We start from the raw sequence: 14,988 nt of genomic DNA, 5'->3' as shown, positions 1-14,988 counted from the left end.
TGCCATTTTTGCAAGATGGCGTTCATCCCCGCCTGCAGCGATTCATTTTTTGTCGCTATAGCGCCTGACCATCGCTGCGATAGCATTTTTCAGTGCTTCGTTGGCAGTCGATGGTTCCAGTTCTTCCATCAGCGAAGAGAATGCCGATACAGCTTTGGATGAAAGTAGTGCCTGCTTGACAGCAGGCGCTTTCATTAGGTTTTGGCTTACTTGCACTTTGATTCGGATTGCATTAATCTGCCAATTTCCTGCCAGCAATTGGTTTTGCAGGCGTGGCAGTTGCTGCTTCAATTTGCTTGCCAGAGCTGCATTGGGAGCTGACAGCACCAGCTGCCCGGCTTCGCATTGCAATACTTCGCAGGTACTGAACATGGCAGGCAATTCGGCGGCGCATTGTTTTTGCAGCGCCGCCATGCGTGTGACAGCGGGCAGCAAAGCCGCCATCTTGTCATTCCCCCGTAAAAAATCGGCAACGGCTTTTTGAGTTTGAGGCCTGGAACCCGTTGTCGCTGGCCGGTAAGAAGAAGGTGAGAGTCTACGCATGATGGTGAAACCATATCACACCTGTGACCAGGAGCCTATTGAGAGTCAATTTGGGAGATGCGTTCAAACCAAAACGTGTGCTGGCAAGGGTGTAGCAGGGAATTCGTGCAGCATAGCTGCACGCCTGCGTAACGATACCCGCCTGCAGGCGGGTATGCGCCCTGCACAAGGGCGTGGCGCAGCAGGGGCCGAGGCCCCTGCAAGCCATGCAACGCAGTCCAGCGCACGTTTTGGTTTGAACCCGGAGGGAACGAGCCGTAGGCGTCGCATGCCGTTGTTGCAGGGGGCGGCCATCCGCATCCTTGCCGTAGCACCGCTACGTCGCGTCGCTGCGCCTAGGCCTGCAACGCCTACGTCACGTTCGCACTCCCAAATTGACTCTCAACAGGCTCCAGTCAGGGCTTCACCGGAGCTGCAATGCAGGTAATTCTGTTGCACCCGCGTTTTAATCGCGCAAAATCCATCACCTTAGGCGCCAGGCACATCACCCTGATGATCGTCGGTTTTTTACTGGCGGTATTGCTGGCGACCGGATTATTGTATTTCCTCACCGCCCGTTACGCAGTCGGCCTGCCGTTTGCGGGCAAGGCCACCGGCAACGCTGTCGCCGGAGGAGTACAGGATAAAGACAAGTACCTGAAGGAAAACCTGGCGGCGATGGCCATCAAGCTTGGCGAAATGCAGGCGCAGCTGATGCGCCTGGATGCCTTGGGCGAACGGGTCCAGGGCCTGGCCGGGGTCAAGCCGGAGGAATTCAATTTCAAGGAAGCGCCGGGACGCGGCGGCGCCGAATCGAGCAGCCTGTACGACCGGCGCTCGCACGACATGAGCATGAGTGAATTCCAGCAAGCGCTGGACGCCATGTCGCGCGATGTCGGTTTTCGCACCGACTACCTGAATGTGGTCGAAACCGTGCTGATGAGCGACCGCATCAAGTCCAAGCTGCTGCCGACCAACCAGCCGGTCAACGTCAACTACAATTCCTCCAGCTTCGGCTGGCGGCTCGATCCGTTCACCGGCCGCAGCGCATTTCACGAAGGACTGGATTTTCCAGCCTCGGTCGGCACCAGCATCGTCGCCGCGGCGGCCGGCGTCGTAATCGCCGCCGAATATCATCCGCAATACGGCAACATGCTTGATATCGACCACGGCAACGACATCATCACCCGCTACGCCCATGCCTCCCGGCTGTTTGTCAAGGTGGGCGACATCGTGCAGCGTGGCCAGCATATCGCCGATATTGGCACTACTGGACGTTCGACCGGGCCGCACCTGCATTTCGAAGTAAGAATCAAGGGCGTGGCGCAGGATCCGCGCAAGTTCCTGAACGCTGGCACCGACCTGGCCAAGATGGCAACATTGGCCGGGAAGTAATGAATGTTGTTGTAATGCAAGCACAGTAGAGCCCGGATGCGCCGGATGCCGGGCACAATTTGCGCAACTTGCTATTGTTTCCTGGTGCATAACCCCAATGTGTCGGGGACTGCATGATAAAATTCTCCGATTATTTAGCCACAGCCCGGTTTCGGGGTCATCCACAAGATGCCGCGGAATGCCGCCGGCGCTTTTTTTAGAATCCAAGCATGTCATTACTGACCCAGATTTTCGGTAGCCGCAACCAGCGCCTGCTTAAGCAATATAAAAAAGTCGTCCGACAAATTAATGCACTTGAACCGGCGTTCGAAAAACTGTCCGATGCCGAGCTGCAGGCGAAAACGCCGGAGCTCAAGCAACGCATAGCCGACGGCGAAAAGCTCGACGCCTTGCTGCCGGAAGCATTCGCGGTTTGCCGCGAGGCCGGCAAGCGGGTCTTGAAAATGCGCCATTTCGACGTGCAACTGATCGGCGGCATGGTATTGCATTACGGGAAAATCGCCGAAATGGGCACCGGCGAGGGCAAGACGCTGATGGCGACCCTGCCGGCATACCTGAATGCGCTGTCCGGCAAGGGCGTGCACGTGGTGACCGTCAATGACTACCTGGCGCAGCGCGATGCCGAGTGGATGGGACGTTTGTATGGCTGGCTGGGCCTGACGACCGGGGTCAACCTGTCGTCGGTGGAGCACGACGCCAAGCAGGTGGCTTACGGCGCCGACATCACCTACGGCACCAACAACGAATTCGGTTTCGATTACCTGCGCGACAACATGGTGTACGACGCCGCCGACCGCGTGCAGCGCAGCCTGAATTTCGCCATCGTCGATGAAGTCGACTCGATCCTGATCGATGAAGCGCGGACGCCGCTGATCATTTCCGGCCAGGCTGAAAATCACACCGACCTGTATTACAAGATCAATGAAGTGCCGCCGCTGCTGACCCAGCAGGTCGGCGAAGAAACGCCGGACGGCAAGGGCAAGGTAGAAGTCCCTGGCGATTACACCAAGGATGAAAAAGCGCACCAGGTGCTGCTGACCGAAGCCGGCCATGAAAAAGCCGAGCAGATCCTCACCGACATGGGCTTGCTGGCAGAAGGAGCGTCCCTGTACGACGCCGCCAACATCAGCCTGATCCATCACCTGTACGCCGCGCTGCGCGCGCACTCGCTGTATTTCAAGGACCAGCACTATGTGGTGCAGGGCGGCGAAATCGTCATCGTCGACGAATTCACCGGCCGCATGATGACCGGCCGCCGCTGGTCGGACGGCTTGCACCAGGCGGTGGAAGCCAAGGAAGGCGTCAAGATCCAGAACGAGAACCAGACCCTGGCCTCGATCACCTTCCAGAACTATTTCCGCATGTACGGCAAACTGGCTGGCATGACCGGCACTGCCGATACCGAAGCTTACGAATTTCAGGAAATCTACGGCCTGGAAACCGTGGTGATCCCGCAAAACCGGCCGAACCAGCGCAAGGACCGGCAAGACCAGGTCTACAAGACGTCGCAGGAAAAATACAATGCGATGCTGAAGGATATCCAGGATTGCTACGAGCGCGGACAGCCGGTGCTGGTGGGCACCACCTCGATCGAAAACTCGGAGCTGCTGTCCTCGATCCTGACCAAGGCCAAGCTGCCGCACAACGTGCTGAACGCCAAGCAGCATGCGCGCGAAGCGGAAATCATCGCGCAGGCAGGCCGTCCGCAAGCGATCACTATCGCCACCAACATGGCGGGACGCGGTACCGACATCGTGCTGGGCGGGAATGTCGAGAAACAGATCCAGTTCATCGAAGCCGACGACGCCCTCGGCGATACCGAAAAACAGCTGCGCTCCGACAAGTTGCGCGATGAATGGCAATCGCTGCATGACCACGTGGTCAATGCCGGCGGCTTGCATATCATCGGCACCGAGCGTCATGAATCGCGCCGGGTGGATAACCAGTTGCGCGGCCGTGCTGCGCGCCAGGGCGATCCGGGTTCTTCGCGTTTCTACCTGTCGCTGGACGACGCCTTGCTGCGCATTTTTGCCGGCGACCGCGTGCGCGCCATCATGGACCGGCTGAAAATGCCGGAAGGCGAGCCGATCGAGGCTGGTATCGTGTCGCGTTCGATCGAATCGGCGCAGCGCAAGGTCGAGGCGCGCAACTTCGATATCCGCAAGCAGCTGCTGGAATATGACGATGTCGCCAACGATCAGCGCAAGGTGATCTATCAGCAGCGCAACGAGTTGCTGGAATCGCAAGGCGTGTCCGAGACGGTGGCGTCGCTGCGCGAAGGCGTGCTGGACGACACCTTCCGCACTTATGTGCCGGAAGAATCGCTGGAAGAGCAGTGGAATATCCCGGCGCTGGAAGCAGCCTTGGCCAACGACCTGCACCTGGAAGTGCCGCTGGGCGAGATGCTGAAATCGGAACCTAACCTGACCGACGAGGATCTGCTGGAGCGCGTGCTGACTGCCGCCAATGCTACCTATGACGCCAAGACCGAAATCGTCGGCAAGGAATCGTTCGCCGGCTTCGAGCGCAGCGTCATGCTGCAAAGCGTCGACAGCCATTGGCGCGAACATCTGGCGGCGCTCGACCATCTGCGCCAGGGGATCCACCTGCGCGGTTACGCACAAAAGAATCCGAAGCAGGAATACAAGCGCGAAGCGTTTGAACTGTTTGGCCAGATGCTGGACCTGATCAAGAATGAAGTGGTCAAGGTGGTGATGACGGTACGTATCGAAAACCGCGAGGAAATCGCTGCTGCCGAAGAAGAAATGGCGCAGTCCCATGTGGAAAACGTGCACTACCAGCACGCCGATTTTGATTCGAACGAGGCGCCGGAAACCTTGCTGGCGCCGACTGCGCACAGCGATGAATCGCAGCAGCCGGGCAGCAGCGTGCCGAAGGTCGGCCGCAACGATCCTTGCCCTTGCGGCAGCGGCAAGAAATACAAGCAGTGCCACGGCCAGCTGATGTAACCGGCAAGGATGGGCAACAGCTAAAGCAGGGCGGGGAAACCCGCCCTTTGCTTTTGTTGCGGCAGATGTACACATGTTCTGCGCATACGCCTTAATACCCCTTAAAATAAGCACCTGGATTAGCTGCCGGTCTGCTGGACCGGGCAACCGACCCATTAATCTCGGCAAACCAGCGCCGCCAACACCTATATACCTAGTTAAGGATTCTCATGGCCGTCAACTCCCCCATTCCTGTCGCCGCCGACCTGCTGCCCGTGGCGGGCATCGAGCTTGGCCATGCCGAGGCCGGTGTGCGCAAAGCGAATCGCAAGGATTTGCTGGTGATGAAACTGGCGCCGACGGCGACGGTAGCCGGGGTGTTTACGCAAAACCGCTTTTGCGCCGCTCCGGTGCAAGTCAGCAAAGCACACCTGGCGGCCGCCGAAATTTCGGGCGAACCTGTTCGCGCGCTGCTGATCAATACCGGCAACGCCAATGCCGGCACCGGCGAAGCCGGCCTGGCGGCAGCCAATGCCACCTGTGATGCGCTGGCCGAGCTGCTGGGCTGCCATGCGGCGCAGATCCTGCCGTTTTCGACTGGCGTCATCCTGGAGCCGCTGCCGGTGGAGCGCATCACCGCCGGTTTGCCGCAGGCGCTACAGAACCTGCAAAGCGACAACTGGTTCAATGCCGCTGAGGCTATCATGACCACCGATACCCAGCCGAAGGCGGCTTCGCGCAGCCTGGTCATCGCCGGCAAAACGGTGACGCTGTCCGGCATCAGCAAGGGCGCCGGCATGATCAAGCCGAATATGGCGACCATGCTCGGTTTCCTGGCGATCGATGCGAAAGTGGCGCAACCGGTGCTGGAGCACATGGTGCGCCAGGCCGCCGACCGCTCGTTCAACTGCATCACCATCGACGGCGATACCTCGACCAACGACTCGTTCATGCTGATCGCCACCGGCGCCGGCGAACTGGAAATCAGCAGCGTCGACAGTGCGGAATATGCGGAGCTGGCGGCTGCCGTCACCGATATTTCACGGCATCTGGCGCAAATGATCATCCGCGACGGCGAAGGCGCCACCAAGTTCATCACGATCACGGTGGAACAGGGACAGAACGTCGCAGAATGCCGCAAGATCGCTTATTCGATCGCGCACTCGCCGCTGGTCAAGACCGCTTTCTTCGCTTCCGATCCGAACCTGGGCCGCATCCTGGCGGCGATCGGTTACGCCGGCGTCGACGACCTCGACGTCAGCAAACTGGATCTGTACCTGGATGACGTCCTGGTGGCAAAAAACGGTGGCCGCAATCCTGAATACCAGGAAGCCGACGGCCAGCGCGTCATGAAACAGAGCGAGATCACGGTGCGGGTGCAGCTGGCGCGCGGCGATGCCGATGCGACTGTCTGGACCTGCGATTTATCGCATGACTATGTCTCGATCAATGCTGACTATCGCTCCTGAGCCGATAATATCCCGAAAAAAATGCTGTCCGAGGCCGGCTGTCGGCCACGGCGGCGAATTTACTTTGACAAATAATATTCACCCAGCGGCGTTTTGCTTTGCGTCAGAATGGGGAAATCCCATTTGTCACCGAACCAGCCATGACTCAATTAGACCAATTCCTGCTCCGCGCCGAAGCCCTGCTGACCCGGCTTGAATCCATCCTGCCGCAGGCCAAGGCGGCTCCCGACTGGCAGGCGGCGACCGCTTTTCGCTGGCGCCATCGCGGCGGATCTGCCGGCGGTTACTTGCAGGCGGTCGGCCATATTTCCGATATCGCGCTGTCGGACCTGCACAATATCGAAGTACAGAAGCAGCAGATCGACCAGAATACGCGCCAGTTCGTCGATGGCCGGCCGGCCAACAATGTGCTGCTGACCGGCGCCCGCGGCACCGGCAAATCGTCGCTGATCAAAGCTTGCCTGAACCAGTATGCTCCCCAAGGGTTGCGGCTGATCGAAGTGGATAAGGACGATTTGGCGGCATTGCCGGATATTGTCGACCTGGTGGCGGAGCGGCCGGAACGCTTCATCATTTTCTGCGACGATCTTTCGTTCGAAGAGGGGGAGAGCGGTTACAAGGCGCTCAAAGTGGCGCTCGACGGCAGCATCGCCGCGCAGTCGGACAATGTGCTGATTTATGCCACTTCCAACCGGCGCCATTTGCTGCCGGAGCGGATGTCGGACAATGCCAGCTATAAAACTACCGAGGATGGCGATTTGCATCCGGGGGAAACCGTCGAAGAAAAGATTTCACTTTCAGAGCGCTTCGGACTGTGGGTATCGTTTTATCCGTTCAAGCAAGACGATTACCTGGACATCGTCGGCCATTGGCTCAGCCATTTCGGCTGCAATGCAGAGCAGATTGCGGAAGCGCGCGGCGATGCCTTGCGCTGGGCCTTGCAACGGGCTTCGCGTTCAGGCCGGGTGGCATGGCAGTTTGCCCGCGATTACGCCGGCAGAATGACGCCGCCATGACCGTTCTTGAGCGGGAACCGGTCAATGTAGCAGTCGGCATCCTGATGAAGCCCAACGGCGACGTGCTGCTGGGCCAGAGGCCGGCAGGCAAGCCGATGGCTGGTTACTGGGAGTTCCCGGGGGGGAAAGTCGAATCGGGAGAGTCGATTTTCGACGCCCTCAAGCGTGAACTGCTGGAGGAACTGGGAGTTGAAATTGCCTCTGCCGAGCCTTGGTGCGGAATTGAACATTATTATCCGCATGCGCGCGTGCGTCTGCATTTTTACATCAGCCGCGAATGGCGCGGCGAACCGCAAAGCCTGGAAGGACAGGCGTTTTCATGGCAAGGCAGCGTCGACGTCGAGCCACTGTTACCCGCAGCGATTCCCTTGATTGAATGGCTGGATGAATTGCGCCGAGAGAGCGTGTAAGCTACCTCGCTACCTCGAGTTATTGCGGCAGCTTGCCGTCGTCATCGATTTCATCGGGCGGATTGACTGCCGGGATCGCATATTTCTCTTCGGCCCAGGCGCCCAGGTCGATCTGTTTGCAGCGTTCTGAGCAAAACGGCCTGAACCGGTTGGCGGCAATCCATTCAACTTTTGTGCCGCATGTCGGGCAATCGACGGTAGTAGTCATACAAATCTATTCAAAAAACATTTAAAAATTACAAAGAGTGAGTTCGAACGGCACGTCGCCTTCATACGCTTTTGGCTTCAGGTCGCCGCCCTGGGTGGTGAAGCGCACCCACAGCATGTACTTGTTGGCGGATATTTCAGGAATCGCGGCCAGTTGCTCATCAATGATCAGGCGCAGCATCTGGTAAGATTTTCCTTGCAGCATTTGCTGATAACTACCGTTTTGTGCGTCTATCTTTACCGAACTTCCGGTTTCTCGCAATAAACGCAATACGATGCTGATAGCGTCGAACAACGGCGCCAGCGGCGCGAACCAGCCGACGATATCGGCGAACCGCTGTTCGGCGGGGTGCTGTTGCCAGGCATAGTAGGAAGGCAGGTCGAATTCACAGGCGCCGCCGGGAATGATGGTGCGGCCGCGGATACTCATCAGCCATTCATTTTCGCGTATATGCTGGCCGGTCTTGCCCTGGGTCGCCATCAGCGCTGTGCTGATCCGGTCTATCTCTTGCAGGATGGCGTCCAGCATGTCGGGCGCAACGTTGGGATTGGATTTAAAGCCGAGCAGGGTTTGTTTTTGTCGTTCCAGTTCTTGCAGCAAATCCGACTTCAGATCGGCGCGTCCGGCAACCTCCAGCATTTCGAAAATGGTGGATAGCGCGATATGGTGCTGCAGCGGGCTTTCCTGCTGCACGAAAAAGCCGAATCTTTCGTGCAGGTCTTCCAGCCGCAACATGGTGCGAATGCGCTCGTTGAAAGGATATTCGTAGACGATCAAAGTGACATCCCTTAAAAATTTGAGCCGGATAAGACATGATTCTGAACGATGCGAACAGAAATTACAAATGCCCCTCTATTTTTAACATTGAGCGACAGGCTTTCTGCCTGATATATAAAGCTTTATACCATTATAACGATCGGCTCAATGCTTCATATAGTGCGTGTAATCGCGTCACTTGCGGCAATAGCGCTGCGGGCTCACTATCATTGACAATCACATCGTCGGCGGCTTGCAAGCGTTGCTGCCTGGAGGCTTGGGTCGCCATGATGGCGCGTACCTGAGACGGCGTCATTGCATTGCGCTGCATCACGCGTTCCAGCTGGACCTGTTCGTCGCAATCCACGACCAGTATGCGCTGTACCCGTTCTTTCCAGTTGCCGGATTCGATCAGCAGCGGTACGACAAAAATCAGGTACAAACCTTGGACATGTTGCGCCGCGCTGGCGGTTTCGGCCCGGATCAAGGGGTGCAGGATAGCTTCCAGGCGCTGTTTTGCCTGCGGATCCGAGAATACATGGGCGCGCATCCTGGTCCGGTCCATGGCGCCGCTGGCGTCGATGAAGGAGCTGCCGAATTCGGCGGCAAGCGGGGCAATGGCGGCGCCGTCCGGCGCCGTCAGCTGATGGGCGATGACATCGGTGTCGATGACAGCGGCGCCGCGCTCGGCAAACATGTCGGCGACGATGCTCTTGCCGCTGCCGATCCCGCCGGTCAGGCCGACGCTCAATCTGGGCTTGCCCTGCGCTGGCTGGTCGTGATTAGCAGCATCGTGCTGGTTCATACGGTATTAGGTAGCAAAACCGAAATAAGTTTCCAGAATTGTTTGGCCGTAGAGCAGGGCCAGCAGGCCGGCGGCGGCCAGGTAAGGGCCGAAGGGGATGGGTTTGTCGCGGCCGCGGCGGGCAAAAACGATCAGTATGATCCCGACTACCGCGCCTACCAACGATGAAAACAGGATGATGATGGGTAGCATCTTCCAGCCCAGCCAGGCGCCGAGCGCCGCCAGCAGCTTGAAATCGCCGTACCCCATGCCTTCCTTGCCGGTCAGCAGTTTGAAGGCCCAGTAGATCGCCCACAGGCTCAGGTAGCCGGCCGCGGCGCCGATCACGGCGTCTTGCAGGGGTACGAACAGGCCGGACAGGTTCAGCAGCAGGCCAATCCAGAGCAGCGGCAAGGTCAGGTCGTCCGGCAGCAATTGGGTATCGGCGTCGATAAACGTCATCGCGATCAGCAGATAGAGCAAGACCAGGGTCGCCAGGCCGACCCAGCCGCTGCCGAAGTGCCAGATGAGCAGGGCCGACAGCGCTCCGGTCAATGCTTCGACCAGGGGATAGCGTATCGAGATGGGGGTTTTGCATGCTGCGCATTTGCCGCGCAAGGCCAGGTAGCTCAGTATAGGCACGTTCTCCAGCGCGCCGATCTGGTGTTTGCATTGGGTGCAGGCCGAGCGCGGCACCACCAGGTTGTAGCGCTCGGTGTGCGGCAGCGGCTTGCCGCTTTCGTGGGCGACGTAATTATCCGATTCGCGCTGCATCATGATCGGCAGCCTGTGAATCACCACATTCAGGAAACTGCCGATCAACAATCCAAAAACAGCTGCCAGGACGGTGGGAAGCAGGCTCCCCGCCGCCAGGAAAAAAATCCCGTCTTGCATCAGACCACCGAGCCCAACTTGAAGATTGGCAGGTACATGGCAACCACCAGGCCGCCGATCAGCACGCCGAGGATCACCATGATCAAGGGTTCCATCAGGCTGGACAGGGAGGCTACCGCATCATCCACTTCAGCCTCGTAGAAGTCGGCTACTTTACCCAGCATTTGATCCAGTGAGCCGGACTCTTCGCCGATCGAAACCATTTGCGTCACCATATTCGGGAATACATTGGCGTTTTCCATGGCTGCGGTCAAGCTGGTGCCGGTGCTGACTTCGCTTTGGATCTTCTTGGTGGCGTCCAGGTAGACCGCGTTGCCGGATGCGCCACCCACCGAGTCAAGCGACTCGACTAATGGCACGCCGGCGGCAAACATGGTGGCCAAAGTGCGGGTCCAGCGCGCTATCGTTGCTTTGCGTATCACATCGCCGAAAATCGGCGCTTTCAGCAGCAAGCGATCCATGACGCGCTGCATTTTGAGCGAACGTCTCCAGGACTGGAAGAACAAATACAAGCCGGCAAATATGGTGGGGAAGATAATGTACCAGTTACCGACCATAAAGTCCGATATTGACATCACAAACATGGTGGGCGCAGGCAAGTCCGCGCCAAAGCTGGAAAACACCTGCTTGAAAGCGGGTACCACCCAAATCATGATGACCGCAGTGACGACAAATGCTACTGCCAAAATCGATACAGGGTAGAACAAAGCAGATTTGATTTTACCTTTGATCGCGAGAGTCTTTTCTTTATAGATTGCCAGGCGTTCCAGCAAGTCTTCAAGAATACCCGCCTGTTCGCCAGCACCAACCAGGTTGCAGAACAACGGGTCGAAATACAGCGGAAACTTGCGGAACGCCTGGCTCAGACTGGTGCCGGTCTCCACATCGCCGCGGATATCATTGACCAGTTTCGACACCGACGGATTGGCATGCCCCTTGGCCACGATATCAAAAGACTGCAGCAGCGGCACGCCGGCCTTCATCATGGTGGCCAGCTGGCGGGTAAACAAGGAAATATCCTTGTCGGAAATTTTCTTCCCGCTGCGGAAGGTCTTCTTTTTAACCTTGGTGACCAGGATTCCCTGGCGCCGCATGGTGACGTTGACCACGGTCTCGCTGCCGGCGCGCAGTTCACCGCGCACTACTTTGCCCTTTTTATCCTTGCCCTCCCAGAGATACACCCACTCCTTGACCTGACGTGCGCTTGCGGCGCTGCGTGCGGCAGTTGCCATGAACTATTCCCCTAAATTAGATATTGGTGCAGCCAAGCACTTCTTCGAGGCTGGTCAACCCTTGTTTAACCTTCATCAATCCTGACAAACGCAGGGTCTTGACCCCCTCGCGCTTAGCCTGCGCTTCGATTTCCAGCGCCGTGCCGTGCGCCAGGATAATCCGTTCTATTTCTTCGGTGATCGGCATGATTTGGTAGATGCCGACCCGCCCTTTGTATCCTGTGCCGTTGCAGCGATCGCAGCCGACCGCCTTGTACGGCATCCAGCTGCCGTCGAGGTCGTCTTCGGTAAAGCCGGCTTCCAGCAAGGCTTCTTCCTGGACAGTAATCGGCTGCTTGCAGCTGCACAGGCGGCGCGCCAGCCGTTGCGCAGTGATCAGGATCACCGACGAAGCGATATTGAAGGCCGGCACCCCCATGTTCATCAGACGCGTCAGCGTCGATGGCGCATCGTTGGTGTGCAGTGTGGAAAACACCATGTGCCCGGTTTGCGCGGCCTTGATCGAGATGTCGGCGGTTTCCAGGTCGCGGATTTCACCGACCATGATGATGTCGGGATCCTGCCGCAGGAAGGCTTTCAGCGCCACCGGGAAAGTCAGTCCGGCACGGTCGTTGATGTTGACCTGGTTCACGCCGGGCAAATTGATTTCGGCCGGATCTTCGGCGGTGGAAATGTTGATGCCAGGCTGGTTCAGGATGTTCAGGCAGGTATACAGCGATACGGTTTTGCCGGAACCGGTCGGCCCGGTCACCAGCACCATGCCGTAGGGACGCTGGATAGCCTCCATCAGGATTTCTTTCTGGTCCGGGTCGTAACCCAGCGCGTCAATCCCCATCTGGGCCTGGCTCGGGTCCAGGATACGCATTACGACTTTTTCGCCAAACAAGGTCGGCAATGTGCTGACCCGGAAATCGATTGCGCGGGTCTTGGATACCGCCAGGCGCATGCGGCCATCTTGCGGCACCCGCTTTTCGGAAATATCCAGCTTGGAGATCACCTTGATGCGGGATACCAGTTTTTCCTTGATCGACAGCGGCGGCTGCGCCATGTCGCGCAAGACGCCGTCGACCCGGAAACGGATACGGTAGAATTTTTCGAACGGCTCGAAATGCAAGTCGGACGCGCCCTGGTTGATGGCGTCGGTCAGTATCTTCTGCAAGAACCTGACTACCGGCGCATCGTCGATATCGGTAGCCGCAGCATCGGCAACCGCTACCGCATCCTCTTCGACGAAGTTGATTTCCTGCTCGTCGCCGACCATTTCGTTGAGGCTTTGCTCGGCTGACTTGACCAGTTTCTGGATCTGTTTCAGCAGCACCGGGTGTTCGACGATGATCGGTTCAACCGTCAGCTCGGTCTGGAACTTGATCTGGTCCAGCGCCTGGATATTGGTCGGATCGGAAAAGGCGACATAGATCTTGTTGCCGCGTTTCGCCAGGGCCAATACGGAATGGGTTTCCATCAGCTTGGCGTCGATGGCTTTTTCCGGCAGCATGCCGAGGTTGAGTACGCTCAGGTCCAGCTGCGGATAACCGAAGGTCTCGGCGCAAAACAGGGCAAGCGAACGGGCATCCAGCTGCCCGCTTTCCAGCAAGGCGGAGATAAACGGCGTTTGACTCTCGCTAGCCTTTTTGTGCAAGGCCTCCAGCTGGGGTACGGAAAGACGTCCGGCTTGCAGCAATGCGCGGGCAAGTCCGGAGATCGGACTGGTGGAATTAGCGTTGGGAAATACTGCTGCCATAGGGGGGTCAATACCAAAAGATGTGCCGAACCATTCGAACCGACCAATGATGCCCTACGGGAAACTCACTTGTAAAGGATTTGTGAAGAAATGTGTCGTAAAAGTTGCCGATGGGCAGTGTTTTTAATGTTCTTGTAGTTTATTCGGCCGCATCAATTTGGCAACCTTGATCGCCTGGTTTTGCACCTGCACGATTTCTATGATGCATCCGGCAATTTTCAGGCTGACATTGTTGTCGGGAATATCCTGCAGCCATTCGAGCAGCAGGCCGTTCAGGGTCTTGGGACCGTCGAGCGGAAAATTCAAGCCTAGCCGTTTGTTGATGTCGCGCAGGGTAGTCGTGCCCTCCAGCAGACACTGTCCCTGCGGATTCCAGGAAAAACTGTCGGCGCGCGCCGCGCCCGGCTTGGAAGTGGTAAATTCGCCAATCATTTCTTCAATGATGTCTTCCAGCGTGACCAGTCCCTGTACTTCGCCATACTCGTCGACAATGATGCCCAGCCGTTCGTGGTTTTCCTGGAAATATTGCAGTTGCGTGAAAACGTCGGTGTCTTCCGGAACGAAATAAGGCGTAGTGAGCAGCTGGCGGAAATGTTCTACCGTCAGTTCCTCTTCCTGGTTCAGCAATACCATGGCCTTGCGCACGTGCAAAATGCCGACGATCTGGTTGATTTCACCTTCATATACCGGCAGCTTGTTGTGATAGCAGGTGGTCAGCTGGTGCTTGATATCCTCTACTGAAGCCGACAGGTTCAGCGCCTCGACTTGCGCCCGCGGGGTCATGACGTCTTCCACCGAGATTTTTTCCAGGTCGAACAGGTTGAGCAAGATGCTTTTGTGTTTTTGCGGCATGAAATTGCCGCCTTCGAGCACGATCGAACGCAGTTCTTCCGGCGATACCCGTTGTTCCTGCGCGTGTTTGCCGGTTTTGATGTGCAGCAGCCCGAGGATCGCCGACACGAACAGGTTGACGAACCAGATCAGCGGCTTGGCCAAAGCCATCAAAGGCTTGAGCACGAAACTGGTCGGCAGGGCAATGCGCTCGGGATAGGTCGCGCCTATCACTTTCGGCGTGATTTCGGCGAATACGATCAGCAGGAAGGCGACCGCCGCGGTAGCGATGGTGATCACTTCCTGGTGGTTGCCGAATGTCGTAATGGCAATCGCCGTCACCAGGGCGGTGGCCAGGGCGTTGACCAGGGTGTTGACGATCAGGATCAGCGACAGCAGCTTATCGGTCCGCTCCAGCAGCCATAGCGTGGTGGTCGCTGCTTTGCTGCCGCGCTTGGCCAGGTGGCGCAGGCGGTGCTTGTTGGCGGCGACCAGGGCGGTCTCCGCCATTGCAAAAAAAGCCGACAGGAAGATGAGTACGACTAGTGCAAGTAACTGCACCCATATGGGCACGGCATCCAAAGGGTCACCGTAAAGGAAAGGTTAATAAACCAACGTGTTATGTGGTCGGGGTGAGAGGATTCGAACCTCCGGCCTCTACGTCCCGAACGTAGCGCTCTACCAGGCTAAGCTACACCCCGATCTAGCTGTCCAATGACTTGGACAGGTTTTGGGGCTGCCGGCTCGCACCGTGGTGCGCGGTGGCGATCTAGCAGTCCCCT

13 protein-coding genes and 1 tRNA gene are annotated in these 14,988 nt (G+C 57.7%); 5 read left to right on the top strand and 9 right to left on the bottom strand.

Going from position 1 to position 14,988, the window contains the following annotated elements; all coding sequences use genetic code 11:
- Positions 1-42: 42 nt before the first annotated feature.
- Positions 43-543 carry a hypothetical protein gene (locus tag CFU_RS20475; protein ID WP_014007908.1) on the bottom strand — a complete coding sequence of 167 codons (501 nt, stop codon included), beginning with the start codon at positions 541-543 and terminating at the stop codon, positions 43-45.
- Positions 544-960: 417 nt separating this feature from the next.
- Here CFU_RS20475 and CFU_RS20470 point away from each other — a divergent pair, with 417 nt between their 5' ends.
- From CFU_RS20470 to mutT, 5 genes are all read left to right on the top strand, one after another.
- On the top strand, positions 961-1,917 hold the full coding sequence (locus CFU_RS20470) for a M23 family metallopeptidase (protein ID WP_014007907.1): 957 nt from the start codon (positions 961-963) through the stop codon (positions 1,915-1,917).
- A 209-nt stretch (positions 1,918-2,126) separates the two neighbouring features.
- Positions 2,127-4,886, top strand: coding sequence for a preprotein translocase subunit SecA (gene secA, locus CFU_RS20465; RefSeq protein WP_014007906.1), 2,760 nt, complete (start codon positions 2,127-2,129; stop codon positions 4,884-4,886).
- 209 nt (positions 4,887-5,095) lie between these two features.
- Complete coding sequence (gene argJ / locus CFU_RS20460) at positions 5,096-6,334, top strand: bifunctional glutamate N-acetyltransferase/amino-acid acetyltransferase ArgJ (RefSeq protein ID WP_014007905.1); 1,239 nt, start codon at positions 5,096-5,098, stop codon at positions 6,332-6,334.
- 140 nt (positions 6,335-6,474) lie between these two features.
- On the top strand, positions 6,475-7,350 hold the full coding sequence (locus tag CFU_RS20455; RefSeq protein WP_041742554.1) for an ATP-binding protein: 876 nt from the start codon (positions 6,475-6,477) through the stop codon (positions 7,348-7,350).
- On the top strand, positions 7,347-7,760 hold the full coding sequence (gene mutT / locus CFU_RS20450) for an 8-oxo-dGTP diphosphatase MutT (protein ID WP_041742552.1): 414 nt from the start codon (positions 7,347-7,349) through the stop codon (positions 7,758-7,760). The genes CFU_RS20455 and mutT overlap by 4 nt, the downstream gene beginning before the upstream one ends.
- A 19-nt stretch (positions 7,761-7,779) precedes the next feature.
- Here the strand turns inward: mutT and yacG are convergent, their stop codons facing one another.
- The 8 genes from yacG to CFU_RS20410 form a co-directional block, all read right to left on the bottom strand.
- Positions 7,780-7,968 carry a DNA gyrase inhibitor YacG gene (gene yacG / locus CFU_RS20445; RefSeq protein ID WP_014007902.1) on the bottom strand — a complete coding sequence of 63 codons (189 nt, stop codon included), beginning with the start codon at positions 7,966-7,968 and terminating at the stop codon, positions 7,780-7,782.
- Positions 7,969-7,989: 21 nt separating this feature from the next.
- Positions 7,990-8,745: a cell division protein ZapD gene (gene zapD, locus CFU_RS20440; protein ID WP_014007901.1), complete on the bottom strand. Its 756-nt coding sequence runs from the start codon at positions 8,743-8,745 to the stop codon at positions 7,990-7,992.
- 130 nt (positions 8,746-8,875) lie between these two features.
- Positions 8,876-9,529, bottom strand: coding sequence for a dephospho-CoA kinase (gene coaE / locus CFU_RS20435; RefSeq protein ID WP_014007900.1), 654 nt, complete (start codon positions 9,527-9,529; stop codon positions 8,876-8,878).
- Between the two features lie 6 nt (positions 9,530-9,535).
- Positions 9,536-10,402 carry a prepilin peptidase gene (locus tag CFU_RS20430; protein WP_014007899.1) on the bottom strand — a complete coding sequence of 289 codons (867 nt, stop codon included), beginning with the start codon at positions 10,400-10,402 and terminating at the stop codon, positions 9,536-9,538.
- On the bottom strand, positions 10,402-11,634 hold the full coding sequence (locus tag CFU_RS20425) for a type II secretion system F family protein (protein ID WP_014007898.1): 1,233 nt from the start codon (positions 11,632-11,634) through the stop codon (positions 10,402-10,404). Before CFU_RS20425 ends, CFU_RS20430 begins: the two co-directional genes overlap by 1 nt.
- A gap of 16 nt (positions 11,635-11,650) precedes the next feature.
- Complete coding sequence (gene pilB / locus CFU_RS20420; protein WP_014007897.1) at positions 11,651-13,375, bottom strand: type IV-A pilus assembly ATPase PilB; 1,725 nt, start codon at positions 13,373-13,375, stop codon at positions 11,651-11,653.
- Positions 13,376-13,498: 123 nt separating this feature from the next.
- Entirely contained in the window at positions 13,499-14,788 is a 1,290-nt protein-coding gene (locus tag CFU_RS20415) for an HlyC/CorC family transporter (RefSeq protein ID WP_014007896.1), read from the bottom strand.
- 42 nt (positions 14,789-14,830) lie between these two features.
- A tRNA-Pro gene (locus CFU_RS20410) sits at positions 14,831-14,907 on the bottom strand.
- Between the last annotated feature and the right edge of the window lie 81 nt (positions 14,908-14,988).

Origin of the sequence: Collimonas fungivorans Ter331 (assembly GCF_000221045.1) — a bacterium.
Lineage (GTDB): Bacteria > Pseudomonadota > Gammaproteobacteria > Burkholderiales > Burkholderiaceae_D > Collimonas > Collimonas fungivorans_A.
This window is presented reverse-complemented; position numbering and strand designations above follow the sequence as displayed.

Excerpts from the sequence above, each read along its gene's own strand:
- mutT (WP_041742552.1), top strand. The coding sequence starts at position 7,347 with ATGACCGTTCTTGAGCGGGAACCGGTCAATGTAGCAGTCGGCATCCTG.
- CFU_RS20455 (WP_041742554.1), top strand. The coding sequence starts at position 6,475 with ATGACTCAATTAGACCAATTCCTGCTCCGCGCCGAAGCCCTGCTGACC.
- coaE (WP_014007900.1), bottom strand. The coding sequence starts at position 9,529 with ATGAACCAGCACGATGCTGCTAATCACGACCAGCCAGCGCAGGGCAAG.
- pilB (WP_014007897.1), bottom strand. The coding sequence starts at position 13,375 with ATGGCAGCAGTATTTCCCAACGCTAATTCCACCAGTCCGATCTCCGGA.
- argJ (WP_014007905.1), top strand. The coding sequence starts at position 5,096 with ATGGCCGTCAACTCCCCCATTCCTGTCGCCGCCGACCTGCTGCCCGTG.
- CFU_RS20470 (WP_014007907.1), top strand. The coding sequence starts at position 961 with ATGCAGGTAATTCTGTTGCACCCGCGTTTTAATCGCGCAAAATCCATC.
- CFU_RS20425 (WP_014007898.1), bottom strand. The coding sequence starts at position 11,634 with ATGGCAACTGCCGCACGCAGCGCCGCAAGCGCACGTCAGGTCAAGGAG.
- yacG (WP_014007902.1), bottom strand. The coding sequence starts at position 7,968 with ATGACTACTACCGTCGATTGCCCGACATGCGGCACAAAAGTTGAATGG.
- CFU_RS20475 (WP_014007908.1), bottom strand. The coding sequence starts at position 543 with ATGCGTAGACTCTCACCTTCTTCTTACCGGCCAGCGACAACGGGTTCC.
- CFU_RS20430 (WP_014007899.1), bottom strand. The coding sequence starts at position 10,402 with ATGCAAGACGGGATTTTTTTCCTGGCGGCGGGGAGCCTGCTTCCCACC.
- secA (WP_014007906.1), top strand. The coding sequence starts at position 2,127 with ATGTCATTACTGACCCAGATTTTCGGTAGCCGCAACCAGCGCCTGCTT.